The following is a 13,237-nucleotide window of genomic DNA, read 5'->3' on the forward strand; positions in this document are numbered from 1 at the left end:
AGAACAGTCCTGACCTCACTATGAGACACGATATTGGATCGTGCCGTGGGAGTCGACGGATACGCCTACATCCCGGACAGGATCAGAGTCCGCCATATGCGTGAGGAACTCGGCAGCCAGCTCGGGCAGAAGCGTGTTCGCCAGGATCTGCTCGATCGCCCGGGCGCCGCTCTCGCTCTCCGTCGCGCGGGAGCGGAGCTCTTCGACCAGATTGTCGTCATAGGTGAAGCGCGCCCCGTAGGTCTCCGCGATGCGCCGTCCGATCCGTTCGAGCTGCAGCCGGGCGATGCCGCGCATCGTGTCGTCGCCCAGGGGCAGGAACGGGATCACCGACAGGCGGCCGAGGAAGGCCGGCTTGAAGGTTTTCAGGAGCTCCGGGCGAAGCGCTGCCGCGAGATCCGCGGGGGCGGGAGCCGTGTCGGGATCGGCGCAGAGCTTGGCGACGAGATCGGTGCCGACGTTGGAGGTCAGGATGATCACCGTGTTCTTGAAGTCGATGTCCCGTCCCTCGCCGTCGCGCAGCATCCCCTTGTCGAACACTTGGTAGAAGATGTCCTGGACACCTGGATGCGCCTTCTCCAGCTCGTCCAGCAGCACGACGGAATAGGGGCGCCGCCGCACCGCCTCGGTCAGGATTCCGCCTTCGCCGTAGCCGACATAGCCGGGGGGCGACCCGAGCAGGAGCGAGACCTTATGCTCCTCCTTGAACTCCGACATGTTGATGACCGTCAGGTTCTGTTCGCCGCCATAGAGCAGATCCGCCAGGGCCAGGGCGGTCTCGGTCTTGCCGACGCCCGACGGGCCGAGGAAGAGGAACACGCCGATCGGCTTGCGCGGATCCGTGAGCTTGGCGCGGGCGGTGCGGATGGCCCGCGCCACCGCCTCGAGGGCATGGTTCTGGCCGACGACCCGCTCGCGCAGGCGATCTTCGAGGGTCAGGATCGAGCGGATCTCGTCGGACACCATGCGGCCGACGGGGATGCCCGTCCAATTCGCGACGACCTGGGCAACCGCCTGGGCATCGACCTCTACCGGGATCAGCGGGGCTTCGCCCTGCAGCTCGCCCAGGGCCCGGCGGGCCTCGGCGTATTCGGCGCGCAGCGCGGCGACATCCTCGACACCATCGGATGGATGCGAATTTTCCGCCTCGTCCGTCCCGGGACCGAGGCCCTGGGCCGCCTCGATCCGGTCGCGCAGCCCGCGGATCCGGTCGACCAAGCCGCGCTCCTCCTCCCAGCGGCCGCGGAGCGCCTCGTGCTCGGTCGCGGCCTGATCGCGCAGCGCCTGCAGATCGGCGATGCGCCCCGTCTCTCCACCCGTCGCCTCCTCCCGACGCAGGATGGCGATCTCGGCCTCCAGCCGCTCGACGCGCCGGCGGCGTTCCTCGATCGCCTCGGGCGTGGCCGCCTGGGCCATGGCCACCCGGGCACAGGCGGTGTCGAGCAGGCTCATCGACTTGTCGGGCAACTGGCGGCCGGCGACGTAGCGATGGGACAGCCGGACGCAGTCCTCGACCGCCTCGTCCAGGATCCGGACCCCGTGATGCGCCTCCAGCATCGGGACGACGCCGCGCATCATGTCGATCGCGGCCGCCTCGCCCGGCTCCTCGACCTTCACCACCTGGAAGCGGCGGGTCAGGGCAGCATCCTTCTCGAAGTACTTCTTGTATTCGGACCAGGTCGTGGCGGCGATGGTGCGGAGCTCGCCTCGCGCCAGGGCCGGCTTGAGCAGGTTGGCGGCGTCGCCTTGCCCGGCCTGGCCGCCGGCGCCGATCAAGGTGTGGGCCTCGTCGATGAACAGGATGACCGGCTGCGGGCTCGCCTGCACCTCTTCGATCACCGATTTCAGGCGGTTCTCGAATTCCCCTTTCACGCCGGCCCCGGCCTGCAGCAGGCCGAGATCGAGAGTCCGTAGGGAGATGTTGCGCAGCGGTTCCGGGACGTCGCCGGCGACGATCCGCAGGGCGAAGCCTTCGACCACGGCCGTCTTGCCCACCCCGGCCTCGCCGGTGAGGATCGGGTTGTTCTGCCGCCGCCGCGTCAGGATGTCGATGACCTGCCGGATCTCGCCGTCGCGGCCGAGGACCGGGTCAAGCCGGCCGGCTCGGGCGCGCTCGGTCAGGTCGATCGTGTAGCGGTCGAGGGCCTCGGTCCGTCCCATGGCGGCCGGCTGGCTCTTCGCGCTGTCGGTCCGAACCGTCATGTCGACGGCCTCGGCCGAGGAGGCGGCGATGCCGGTCAGCTTGCGGCGCAGCTCGTCGGGCGGGATGCGGGCGAGGGAGGGCGACGCCGCGCGCGCATGCTGGCCGAGCGTCTCGTCGGACAGCAGCGCCACGAGGAGATGGCCGGAGCGGATCTGTCCGTCGCCATATTCGAGCGTGGCCAGGAGCCAGGCTTCGCGCCCGAGCGAGACGAGGGAGGGCGACAGGGCGGGAGGATGGACATTCCCGGTCTTGAGCCGATCGAGGGCGCGGGCCAGATCGGCCGCGACCCGCTCGACCGCGATCTCGTAGTGGCGCAGGCAGGCCGCGACGTCGGACCGTTCGTCCTCCAGAAGCTTGGCGAGCCAGTGCTCGATCTCGACGTTGAACTGGGACCGCGATAGGGTCAGGCCGGCAGCGCCTTCGAGCGCGCGGCGGCACGGTGCGTTCAACTTGCCGACGAGGGATTTCAGATCGATGGCGGCCATGCGGGGCTCGTGTTGCGGTCGGTTGGTGCGGCAGTGATCAGATGTCGTCCAGTTCGAAGACGGCGTCGGACGGGTCGGCCGGCGGCGGCTGGGACACCGCCCAGCTGGTCCAGCCGAGCCGTGTCGCCTCGGGGCCGAGCCGCGGCTCCGGAACCTCCCTGCGGTCGAGCACGACGCGCAGGTTGAAGCTGAGGCCAGGCCCGACATAGAGCCGGGTCAGCTCAGCCAGGCGGCGGACCTCGTCCGATCCAGGCAGCAGGGTCTGGAAGCGCGCCCAGGACACGGGGCCGACGCGGATCTGGAACTTGCCGCGCCGGTCCCACACCCTCTCCCCGGCGGCCGCGTCGACCCCGAGCCGGCAGAAATTGCCGTCCGGCGAGGCGGCGGTCGGCAGGACGGTCCGCTCCTCCGGCGGCAGGGCGAGCCAGGTGCCCTCGAACGGCTTCACGGCCACGGGAAGGCCGAGATAGTCGCCCAGCAAGGCTTCCAGCGCCGCTGCGGACCGGGGCCAGCGGGCGAAATGGCCCGCGTAGTGGAGGATCGCCTCGTCATCGACCGCCAGGCGCCGCTGCAGGTGCGGAGTGCCGAGGCCGACCAGGGCGCGCAGCGCGTGGGAGATTCCGTCCTCGGCGCCGCCGGCGCGCTCATAGGCGATCGGCAGGCGGTATTTCGCCCAGGCGCGATAGAAGAAGGAGGCGAGCCGATGCTGGAACAGGTCGAGGAACGCCTTCAGTGCCGGACGTTTCTGCCGGGCTGAACGGTTGACCTCGGCCGTCAGATGGCTGGGCAGGACCCCGGATGGACCGATCAGCCCGAACAGAGTGACGGCCAGCCGTGGCGGCCCGCCTTCGTCCGGGGCGGGCGGTTCGAACCGGGCGACCGAGCCGGCCGGAAAGGCGAGGGAGGCGGTGCCCGTCAGGCGCACGGCCTCGTCGGCCGGCGGCAGATCCTCGCCGATCGGGCGGCCGCGGCCGTCCTGCCCAGGATCTCGCTTCCGGGCCGCGGTCTCGAGCAGACGGATGGCCTGAAGGGCTTCGACGCTCCACGGCCTTTTGGTCAGACGGTCGATCACAGCAGCAGGGTCTCCCCCGCCCGCGGCGGCCACCGCTTCAGCGGCTGCGAGCGGCCGCGGATGACGGCGGTGAGCCGCGAGAAGGAATTGATGCTGCAATACAGGCCGAGGAAGCGCTCCAGCACCGAGGCGAAGAGATAGAGGCCGGCGGCCGTGAAGCGCTCGCCCTCGAACTCGACCGTGACGTCGACGCCTCGCGCGAAGCCCCCGAGCGCATCGCCCGGCAGGCGCGCCGAACCGCGGCGGCCGGAGACCTTCAGCAGGCTGTCGATCACGGCCCGTGTCTCCGGCGAATCGCGGAAGTCGTATAGCTTCAGGATCTCGCGCAGGGCCTCGATACCGTCCACGTCGTCGGTGAGGGACAGGTGGTTGAGCGCGAGATGCGAGACCAGCCGCCAGCGGCCGCGCTTGCCCAGGGCCGAGCGCAGCGTCGGCGTCGGCGGCGTCAGGCAGGTGACCCGGTCGATTGCGGGGGACGAGTCCGCCGCGCTCAGATGCGGATGGCCACCGCCGAAGGGCAGGCGGCTCGGCAGGTCCCGGTTCAGGCACAGGATGTCGACCGAAAGCGTCGTCTTCGGCGAGGACACCGGGTCGAAAGACTCGTCGACCAGGGACAGGAAGACCTCCGTCCCGTTCTCGCCCGGCCCCCCATGCCGGCGCGCGGCATGCCAATAGGCCCGCCGGGCGCCGGCGTGCCGGAGCGCGTAGAACGGCTCGAAGGCGGTCACCTGCCCCCGCTCGTCCGAGCTCTCGACCTGCTCGATCGAATAGACCTCGGTCGCCACCGGCCGCCGGGAATCGGGAACCACGCGATAGTCGGTCGTGGCCTGGGTGATCGTGATCGGCTCCGCCCGCAGCGGGAAGAGATTGACGATCGGGGTGCAGCCGAGGGCCAGGGAGGCCGTCCCGATGCTGCGCTCCAGATCGGCCGATCCGCGGCGCAGATAGAAGAAGATCTCGATCCGGCGGCCGGCATCGAGCAGCGTCTTGGCCTCCAGCCCCTCGAGATCGAAGAACAGGAACTTCTCGGGGAAGGCGAAGTATTCGGTCAGCAGCCGGTAGCCGAGATGCGACCGGGCCGGATACGGCAGCAGCCCCTCGTCGGGACCGAAGCCGACCGGCTTGATCGCCCCGGCAGGCAGGATCGCCGGATTGGGATCGGTCGGGCCGTCGGCCACCGCGATCGACAGGCAATCGTTGTGGATCAGCTCGTACAGCGGCAGCGCCTGCTGCGCTGGGCCGGATAGATGGAAGCGCAGGGTTTCGATGCCGAGCGAGGAGAAGGTCATTGCCTCGTTCAGGCAGCGCAGGCCGACGCGCAGGATTGCTGTGGCGCCCGCCGCTCGCGGATTGGGCGGCGCCGCCATCGGCCTGGAGCCCAAGGCGACGGCATCCAGCGCGATCGGCCAGAGGGCCAGCGGGTATCCCGTCCGGAACTGGCATGCTTCGCCGTCCACGGTTTCGGTGCTGACCTCGGTCCCCTGCGGGACGCGATAGGCGCCCCGCATATCCGGCCGGCAATCGAACCGTGCGATCGCCATGGACGGGATGGGCGCCGCATAGTGCGGGTACAGCACCCCGATCAGCGCGTCCGTCAGCTCCGGGAAATCGTCGTCGAGCTTCGCCCGGATCCGCGCGTTCAGATAGGCGAAGGCTTCGATCAGGCGGGCGACGAAGGGATCGTCCGTCGCCTCGCCGCTCAGCCGCAGCCGTCCGGCGATCTTCGGATGTGCGGCGGCGAACTCGCCGGCCAGGCGGCGGATATAGGTCAGCTCGCGCTGATAATGGGCGAGAAGGTCTTCAGCCATGGCTGCGCGAGGTCACCGAGAAGCTGCGACTCACCGGCTCGAGCACGGAATCGAAGGTCATCGGCTCCGGCGACGGTTCGGCATGCATCAGCGCGTCGATCCGCAGCCGCAGCGTGCGGTCCAGGCCCTCGGCATTGTTGAGAAGTCGGACGGTGACGGAGCGGAACCTCGGTTCGAACCGGCGGATGGTCGCTTCGATCACGGCGCGAAAGCGCTCGCGATCCTCGGCTGAGGTCATCGACAGGGCGGTGAAATCGGGGAGGCCATAGCCGGTCAGGGCGGATCGGAGCTCGTGCCAGGCCTCCGGCCAGGCGATCGGCCGCGCCCGCGTGTTCAGCAGGTTCTCCAGGTCGCGCCTGACGCCGTTGCGGATATCCGCCAGGGATCGGGCTGCGCGCTGCACGCCGCCACGCATGGCCGGCTCCGCCTCGTCCGCCAGAAGGCGATCGAGCACCGAGAGCAGGAGGGCACCGTCGTCCTTCGCCATGGGCTGCTCCGCGGCGTCAGGCGGCCGGCCGGGCTTCGAACCGGCGGGCCTGCAGGATCGGCACCGCCGCCTCGCCCGCGAGCCAGCAGCGCTGCCCGACGCCGAGGGCCGGAACGCCCTCGCCGCCCTGCCATTCCGTGACCCGACCCAGCCTGGCACCGTCATCGGCGCCCTCGACCGCCCCGGCATACAGCGTCGGCAGGTAGACATCGCCCTCCGGGCCGTCCCTGACGATCATCGAGGCGCGCCGCCACAGCAGGTCCCGCCGCCGCTCCGGCGCATGGAACTCGATCGCGACGACGCGCTCCATCGGCACCCAGTAGTATTTCCCGGTGCTAGTCAGGACCTCGAAGACCGGCGCGACGAGGTCGTCGATATCGCGCAGGTCGTCGATCTCGGCCTCGTCCAGGCAGCCGGGGCAGGGCGGCCGCAGGGCCTCCGCCTCGGCGGCGAGGCGGCCGGCCTCCTCGCCCTGCCCGTCGCGCAGGGCGAGCCCCGCCTCGAGCAGGCGCTGCAGATGCGGGGCCGGCGGATCCAAGAACTCCGGCAGCCGTCCGGCGGAGAAATGCTCGGCCCTGGCCTGGGCGGCGCGGATCAGCTGGCGGAACAGGGCCAAGCCCAGCGACGCTCCCGGATCCTGATCGGCGACGACATCGAGTTGACGGTCGGCCCGATCGAAATCGCCGGCGAAGCACAGCAGCTCGGCAAGGAAGACCCGCTTCGCCGTGGCGCCGGGCGCGGCCTTCACCTCGGCCAGGGCGGCTGTGACGGCCTCGGCCAGGCGGCCGGCCTGGAAATGCTCGGTCGCAGAAGTCATGTCGGATCCTCGACTCGTTTCCTCGACCCGGCCGGCGGCATCACGCGGCCTGGCCGGCATGGGCAATCTCGGTAACCAGGCGGAAGCTCGATGCCACCTGGTCGAGCTGAAAATGTGGCCGCAGATGGATGACGCAGCCATACAGGCCGGGCCGTCCGGGCAGCTCGCGCACCGAGACGTCGACCTCGCGCAACGGATAACGGGCGCGCTGCTCGCTGGTGGCAGTGTCGCTTGCGATCGAGTAGCCCAGCAGCCAGCGACGCAGGAATTCCTGGCAGTCTTCGACGGTCTGGAAGGCGCCGATGCGGTCGCGGCCGATCACCTTCACGTAATGCGCGAAGCGGCTGATGCAGAAGATGTACTGCAGCATGGCCGACAGCCGGGCGTTGGCGGTCGCCGCCGGCTGCCGGCTGTCGCCCTTTGGCCGCTGCAGCGACGGGTTGCCGTGGAACACCGCGTGGGGGGTATCCCGGGCGCGGGACAGGGCGATGATGCCGAAATCCGTCAGGTCCTTCTCGATCCCGTCGGTCAGCTCGACATCGAGGGCGATCTTGTAGCCGACGCCCGGCCGGTCGGTGCCGAACGACATGCTGGGCAGGTCCGTCACCAGCCCGCCGCTGCCGCCCTGAGCGGCGGCGCCCCGGATCTCGGCGAACCAGCCGAACTGGTCGAACGCCCGGATCAGCGTGCCGGCGAAGGCGAAGGCGGCGGGGGCCCAGCAATAGCCGGAGAGGTCGGGGGCGGAGGCATCCTCGCGATAGCGGAAGCCGTCGGTCCGGCTGCCGTCATCGGCCCAGGGCAGCCGCATCAGGATCCGGGGGGCGGTGAGGCCGAGGAAGCGAGCCTCCTCGATCTCCCGCAGCGCGTGCCAACGGACATAGTCGGGGGTGCGGAAGCCGTGCGCCAGATCGATCGGCTGGCCCAGCTCGGCAAAACTGCTGACGCCCAGCAGGGTCGGGTGCGCCCCGGCGACGAACGGCGCGAATGCCGCCGCCGCGATCTGCGCCATGCCTCGCAGTCCCGCGACATCGTCGGTCGGGTGGCCGGGGGCCGGCCTGTGCCGCATCTCGTAGGCGCCGACCAGCACGCCGAACGGCTCGCCGCCGGGCGAACCGAACTCCTGCTCGTAGATCTTCTGGAACAACTGGCTCTGGTCGAATTCGATCGCCCGCTCGAGATCGCGGCAGACCTCCGGCCAGCCAATATCCAGCAGCCGGATCTTGGCGGCGGTGCCGGCGGCGCAATCGACCAGATAGGCGACGCCGCGCCAGCTCGCCTCGAGCTGCTGCAACCCCGGCGCGTGCAGGATGGCGTCGAGTTGCGCCGAGATCAGAGAGTCGAGCCCGGCGATCTCGCGATCGATCGCGGCGAGCAGCGCCCGGCGGTCACGCAGCAGGCGCGCGGCCTCCGTCCGCCCGAACCAAAGGACGAGCGCTTCCGCCTGGCGAGGCTCGGCCAGGAACGTGATGATAGGGCCGGCCCCGTCGACTGCGTCCCGGTCCCCACCGGCGAAGATGCGATCGACCAGGTCCATCCCCAGGCTCGTCCGGTCCTGACCGGACGAGGGCGCGGGCCTCTTGGTACCCTCGGGCATCGGGCGAAGGTCAGCCGTTGCCGCCGGCGTTCGGAATCCGCGCCACCATGCGCAGCGAGGTGGTCAGCTCCTCCATCTGCAGCCACGGCCGCAACCAGGCGACGGCGTTGTAGGCCCCCGGCGACCCCGGGATCTCCTTGACCGAGATCCTGGCCTCCGCCAGCGGATAGCGCGCCTTCATCTCCTGGCCGGCATCCTTGTTGTTGTTGACATAGTTCATGATCCAGCGGTTCAGCCAGGCCTCGCAATCCTCCGCTTCGAGGAAGGAGCCGACCTTGTCGCGGGCCATGACCTTGAGGTAGTGGGCGAAGCGCGACGTGGCCATCATGTAGGGCAGGCGGGCCGAGATCGCGGCGTTCGCCGTCGCCTCCGGCCGATCGTACTTCTTCGGCTTCTGCGTGCTCTGCGCGCCGAAGAACACCGCGTAATCCGTGTTCTTGTAGTGGCAGAGCGGCAGGAAGCCCAGCCGCGACAGCTCGGCCTCGCGCCGGTCGGTGATGCCGATCTCGGTCGGGCATTTATGGTCGGGATCGCCGTCGTCGCTGGTGAAGCTGTGGAACGGCAGGTCCTCGACCTTGCCGCCGCCCTCGGCGCCACGGATGGCGGTGCACCAGCCGTGCTGGGCGAAGGCGTCGGTCAGCCGCGTCCCCATGACATAGGCCGCGTTCATCCAGCAGTAATGGTCGTGCGCCATCGCCCGGTGGACCCCGTCGGCATCGATCGGCGCCTCCTCGAAATCGAACTCGTCGATCCGGCGGGTGGTGTCGCCATAGGGCAGCCGGGCCAGGACCCGGGGCATGGTCAGGGTGACGAAGCGGCTGTCCTCGCTGTCACGGAAGCTGCGCCACTTCGTGTACTCCTGGGCCTCGAAGATCTTCTCCAGGTCCCGCGGCCGCGACAGCTCGGTGAAGTCGTTGAAGCCGAAGAGGGCCGGCGACGCCGCGGACACGAAGGGGGCGAAGGCCGCCGCCGAGACCTGGCTGATATGCTGCAGGAGCTCGGCATCCTCGGGATGGTTCGAGAATTCGTAGTCGCCGATCAGCGCGCCGTAGGGCTCGCCGCCGGGGGTGCCGAACTCGCTCTCGTAGATCTTCTTGAAGATCTGGCTCTGGTCGAATTCGACGGCCTTGTTCAGATCGCGGTACAGATCGCGCTTCGAGACGTTCATGACACGGATCTTGAGCATGGCGCTCGTTTCCGTGTTGCTCACCAGATGGTGGAGCCCGCGCCAGGAGCCTTCGAGCTTCCTGAACTTCTCGTGGCGCATGATCGCCGACAGCTGGCGGGACAGCTGCTCGTCGATCACCTTGATCGCCCGGTTCAGCGTCGCGGTCAGGTTGCGGTCATAGGTGACGGTGCCTTTGAGCGCCTCTTCCGTCAGGGTGCGTAGCAGCTCCTGCGCGCGCTCGGGCTCGGTCTGCCGCGTGGCCGAGATCGCCTGGTCGAGCAGCGAGGTCGTCGTCTCGACGGGCTGGGCGGCGGTCTGAGTCTGGGACTTCTCCAAGGCCATGGCCCTTACTCCTTCGTTCCGCCGTCGCCCGCAAGGGGCGCATCCTGAGTGCCGAGCTCATGGGAGAGCCGGGACAGCTGCTCCTTATTCTGCAGGACCTGCTCCAGCAGCGCCTCGAGGTCCTCGGACCGGTCGACCTTGGTCATCAGGTCGCGCAGCCGGTTCCGGGTCTCCAGCAGCTTGCGCAGCGGTTCGACCTGCTGGACGATCGCGGCCGGCTCGAAATCGTCGAGCGACTTGAACGAGAGGTTGACCGAGAACTCGGTGCCGTCGTCCTTCAGCGTGTTCTCGACCCTGAGGTTGAGGCCCGGCGCGATCCGCGCCATGACGTCGTCGAAGTTGTCGCGGTCGATCTGCACGAACTTGCGCTCGCGCAGCGGCGCGAGGGGCTGCGTCGGATCCCCCGAAAAGTCGCCGAGGACGCCGACCACGAAGGGCAGCTCCTTCTCGATCACAGCACCTTCGGTCTCGACCTGATAGGTGATGTGGACGCGCGGCTTGCGGACGCGCTCGAGCTTGTCGTGAATGCTGGACATCATCACCTCGACCTTGTCTTGTTCAATGCACTGCTCCCGAGACGTGCGCCCGCGGCCTCATCCGCTGCGGGACCTGATGCCGGCCACCACAAGAAAATCCCCCCGGGCGGCATCGTCCCGGATCAATTCATCGATCAGGTCGGGCAGCGGCAGGCGTGCCCGTCGTACCGCTTCCTGGAGCGTGTAGGAGATCGGCGCCTGCGGCTCCATCCGCCGGAACCAGGCGGCCGCGTGCTCGATCAGGCGAAGGGCGTCCTCGCGGTCGCGGATCCCGCCGGAGGTGTCCGCGGCGGGAGAGGCGTCCCGGGTGGGGGAGGCGTCCTGCCCCGGCACGCCGGGCTGGGGCCGCGGAACCGTGGCGGCGGGAGCGCCGGGTGGCGCGCCGATCGCCTGGCGCAGCGACTGGCCGCGGTCGCCGAGGACCAGGAACAGGGCATCCCGGGCCGCGTCCAGCACGTTGCGGATGTGCGACGTCGGCGGGGACTCCGGGCCGCATCGCCGGTCCAGGCTGTGGCACAGCTCGAGGAACGCGTCCTGGGCGCCGACGATGTCGGCGAGCGTCGTGGACACCGCCGCCGCATCCATGGACTGGGCCGCCGCGGTGGCGGCATCGAGATCCTGGGCCCCGGCCGCCAGGCGCTGCTGCCGACGGTCTTCGTCCAGCGCGGCGACCTCGCTCGCCTGGACGATCTGCCACAGCGCATAGTCGCCCTGCTGGCCGCGAATCAGGGGGATCTTCCGGATGGGCCGGATCAGCGTGCCCTCGGCGCCTTCGCCGTTCAGCCCGGTGATCGGACGCAGCCGGGTCGCGAGGCCGTCCTCGTCGGGGCCGGGGTGCAGGCCATCCCAGTACCGCTCGACCAGGCCGTGCAGCAGGCGGAAGCCGTCGCGCAGGCCGACATAGCCGTGCAGCCGCGTCAGGCCCTCGACCATCATGGCGGCGACTTCGAGGTCCTTCGACTGGCCGGCCAGGATCTCGCCGGCGGCGGCGGTGATCTGGCGCCACTCCGCCGTCGGCGGCGCCGCGTCGTCCTCGGCGTCGGCCGCGCGCTCCTGGGCGCGCGCCTGGGCCCGCAGGTCTCGCAGGCGCTGGAACGGCGCGGTCGGCGAGACGTCCGACCGCGGGTCCATCCCGGTCGGGCTCGCCCCCGGAATGGGCGCCAGCAGCATCTGGGTGTTCAGGACCTCAGGAGTCTGCACCGGGCTGCTCGCTTATTGCCGATCGCACCGCGGACCTGTCTTATCATAGGCCAGAGTTCTCTTGAGCATAGCGGCATATCCTAGAGAGCGGGAGCGGCGAAGCGGCGCCCAGCCTTGATAGGGAAATGATCCGCCCGCCATGCGCATCACCAGGACGGGGCGAATTCGCTGATCGCCAGGACGGCCGGGACCGGGCGGCTGGAGGTATCGACCGATGCCACCCAGACGGCATAGGTGCCGTTCTCCGGCCGGTCAAAGGTCAGGGCTGGGTTCATGCCGCCGTCGGTGGTGTCGTCCGCGCACAGCCATTGTCCGCCCGGGGTGTGGACCAGGAGCGAGGTGTCCGACGCGGCGGCGGCATAGAGGGTGAGGGGGCGCTTCCCGTCCTTGAACTCGACCGTCACGTCGGGGCGCTCGGCCGTGATGTTGCCGATGCAGTCCCGGCCCATGCGGGAGACGGAATAGCGGCCTCCGGCGACGACCCCGATGGGAAAAGGGTCTGTTTTGAATTCGCCCTCGAGAGAGAGGCTCTTATAGTAGGGGGGCGCCTCCGCATTGGGCGGCGGCAGCGGCGACTCGTGCTGCTGGGCCGAGATCGGGCCGAAAGCCAGGGTTGCGCCTGCCACCAGCGCGATGGTTGTCCAACAAAGCCGCACCAGGGGCCTCCTTCCGAGCTTGCCTAATATCGATTATGCGCTAAATGCCTTTCGCCTTCCAGATTCCATAATCCTGTGTATAGATGCATTTGTCTCGAGCATGCTTGAGTCACCCAGGGGGATCTGGACCTGAAATGTGACGCTGATGTGTCAGGGCCGCCGCACAGATATAGCCGGCTAGGCAAAAAATGTCAGGACACGACAGCGGTCGTTTGTAATTTGGGAAGGGATTCCAAGGAAGTTCATGATCCGAGACGCTCTGGATTGCCGGAGCCCTCGCGGCGGAGCCGGACCCCTGTATCGGATGATGCCGTTCGCATCTAATTTCCTAAGAAAGGAGACGTGAGGGACCATGGCGATCTACGTTCAGATCGATGGCATCCAGGGCGATGCCACGCAGGAGAACCACAAGAAGTGGATGGATGTGGCGTCGTTGAACTGGGGCGTGCACCGCGCCGTCTCGACGCCGTCCGGCTCCTCCCAGAACCGCGAGGCCTCCGAGCCGGTGATCGGCGAGATTCGCCTGACCAAGGCGATGGACGGCGCGTCCCTGAAGTTGTTCGAGGCCGCCGCGACCGGCAACCAGGGCAAGGCCGTGACCATCCACCTGGTCACCACCGGCAGCCCGGGCAGCACCTACATGGAGTACAAGCTGACCAATGCGCTGGTCAGCGGCTACCAGATCAACACCACGGGCGACCGCCCGGTCGAGGAGGTCACGCTGAACTTCACCAAGGTGGATCTGAAGTACACCACCTATGACGAGAACCATAAGCCCGTCAGCAACCAGGTGGCGAGCTACGACGTCGGCACCACGCTGCGCGGGTGAGCGGACTGCGAGGGTGATTGGCCGGGGGGGGGCCCCGCGG

The 13,237-nt window shown here is 69.0% G+C and carries 11 protein-coding genes; 1 reads left to right on the plus strand and 10 read right to left on the minus strand.

What is annotated here, in order from left to right; translation table 11 throughout:
* Positions 1–18: 18 nt before the first annotated feature.
* From tssH to AAHM41_RS21695, 10 genes are all read right to left on the minus strand, one after another.
* Entirely contained in the window at positions 19–2,688 is a 2,670-nt protein-coding gene (tssH, locus tag AAHM41_RS21650; protein ID WP_342238657.1) for a type VI secretion system ATPase TssH, read from the minus strand.
* A 37-nt stretch (positions 2,689–2,725) separates the two neighbouring features.
* Complete coding sequence (gene tssG / locus AAHM41_RS21655; RefSeq protein WP_342238658.1) at positions 2,726–3,760, minus strand: type VI secretion system baseplate subunit TssG; 1,035 nt, start codon at positions 3,758–3,760, stop codon at positions 2,726–2,728.
* On the minus strand, positions 3,757–5,568 hold the full coding sequence (gene tssF / locus AAHM41_RS21660; RefSeq protein WP_342238659.1) for a type VI secretion system baseplate subunit TssF: 1,812 nt from the start codon (positions 5,566–5,568) through the stop codon (positions 3,757–3,759). The genes tssG and tssF overlap by 4 nt, the downstream gene beginning before the upstream one ends.
* On the minus strand, positions 5,561–6,055 hold the full coding sequence (gene tssE / locus AAHM41_RS21665) for a type VI secretion system baseplate subunit TssE (RefSeq protein WP_342238660.1): 495 nt from the start codon (positions 6,053–6,055) through the stop codon (positions 5,561–5,563). Before tssE ends, tssF begins: the two co-directional genes overlap by 8 nt.
* A 16-nt stretch (positions 6,056–6,071) precedes the next feature.
* Positions 6,072–6,872: a type VI secretion system accessory protein TagJ gene (locus AAHM41_RS21670; RefSeq protein WP_342238661.1), complete on the minus strand. Its 801-nt coding sequence runs from the start codon at positions 6,870–6,872 to the stop codon at positions 6,072–6,074.
* 40 nt (positions 6,873–6,912) lie between these two features.
* Entirely contained in the window at positions 6,913–8,406 is a 1,494-nt protein-coding gene (gene tssC, locus AAHM41_RS21675) for a type VI secretion system contractile sheath large subunit (protein ID WP_342238662.1), read from the minus strand.
* A gap of 70 nt (positions 8,407–8,476) precedes the next feature.
* Positions 8,477–9,976, minus strand: a complete 1,500-nt coding sequence (tssC, locus tag AAHM41_RS21680) for a type VI secretion system contractile sheath large subunit (RefSeq protein WP_342238663.1) — start codon at positions 9,974–9,976, stop codon at positions 8,477–8,479.
* Between the two features lie 5 nt (positions 9,977–9,981).
* Positions 9,982–10,512 (minus strand): type VI secretion system contractile sheath small subunit, encoded by a 531-nt coding sequence (gene tssB / locus AAHM41_RS21685; protein WP_342238664.1) that lies wholly within the window; start codon positions 10,510–10,512, stop codon positions 9,982–9,984.
* Between the two features lie 57 nt (positions 10,513–10,569).
* The gene (gene tssA, locus AAHM41_RS21690) at positions 10,570–11,712 is read right to left on the minus strand and encodes a type VI secretion system protein TssA (protein ID WP_342238665.1); all 1,143 of its coding nucleotides are present in this window, start codon (positions 11,710–11,712) and stop codon (positions 10,570–10,572) included.
* 146 nt (positions 11,713–11,858) lie between these two features.
* Positions 11,859–12,368, minus strand: coding sequence for a hypothetical protein (locus AAHM41_RS21695; protein WP_342238666.1), 510 nt, complete (start codon positions 12,366–12,368; stop codon positions 11,859–11,861).
* A gap of 352 nt (positions 12,369–12,720) precedes the next feature.
* Between AAHM41_RS21695 and AAHM41_RS21700 the strand changes: the two genes are divergently transcribed.
* Positions 12,721–13,197, plus strand: a complete 477-nt coding sequence (locus tag AAHM41_RS21700; RefSeq protein WP_342238667.1) for an Hcp family type VI secretion system effector — start codon at positions 12,721–12,723, stop codon at positions 13,195–13,197.
* The last annotated feature ends 40 nt before the right edge of the window (positions 13,198–13,237 follow it).

This window comes from Inquilinus sp. OTU3971 (assembly GCF_038440215.1).

What these genes read in the sequence shown, in the direction of transcription:
- tssH (WP_342238657.1), bottom strand. Translation starts at nt 2,688, where the DNA reads ATGGCCGCCATCGATCTGAAATCCCTCGTCGGCAAGTTGAACGCACCG.
- tssF (WP_342238659.1), bottom strand. Translation starts at nt 5,568, where the DNA reads ATGGCTGAAGACCTTCTCGCCCATTATCAGCGCGAGCTGACCTATATC.
- tssE (WP_342238660.1), bottom strand. Translation starts at nt 6,055, where the DNA reads ATGGCGAAGGACGACGGTGCCCTCCTGCTCTCGGTGCTCGATCGCCTT.
- AAHM41_RS21670 (WP_342238661.1), bottom strand. Translation starts at nt 6,872, where the DNA reads ATGACTTCTGCGACCGAGCATTTCCAGGCCGGCCGCCTGGCCGAGGCC.
- tssC (WP_342238662.1), bottom strand. Translation starts at nt 8,406, where the DNA reads ATGGACCTGGTCGATCGCATCTTCGCCGGTGGGGACCGGGACGCAGTC.
- tssC (WP_342238663.1), bottom strand. Translation starts at nt 9,976, where the DNA reads ATGGCCTTGGAGAAGTCCCAGACTCAGACCGCCGCCCAGCCCGTCGAG.
- tssB (WP_342238664.1), bottom strand. Translation starts at nt 10,512, where the DNA reads ATGTCCAGCATTCACGACAAGCTCGAGCGCGTCCGCAAGCCGCGCGTC.
- AAHM41_RS21700 (WP_342238667.1), top strand. Translation starts at nt 12,721, where the DNA reads ATGGCGATCTACGTTCAGATCGATGGCATCCAGGGCGATGCCACGCAG.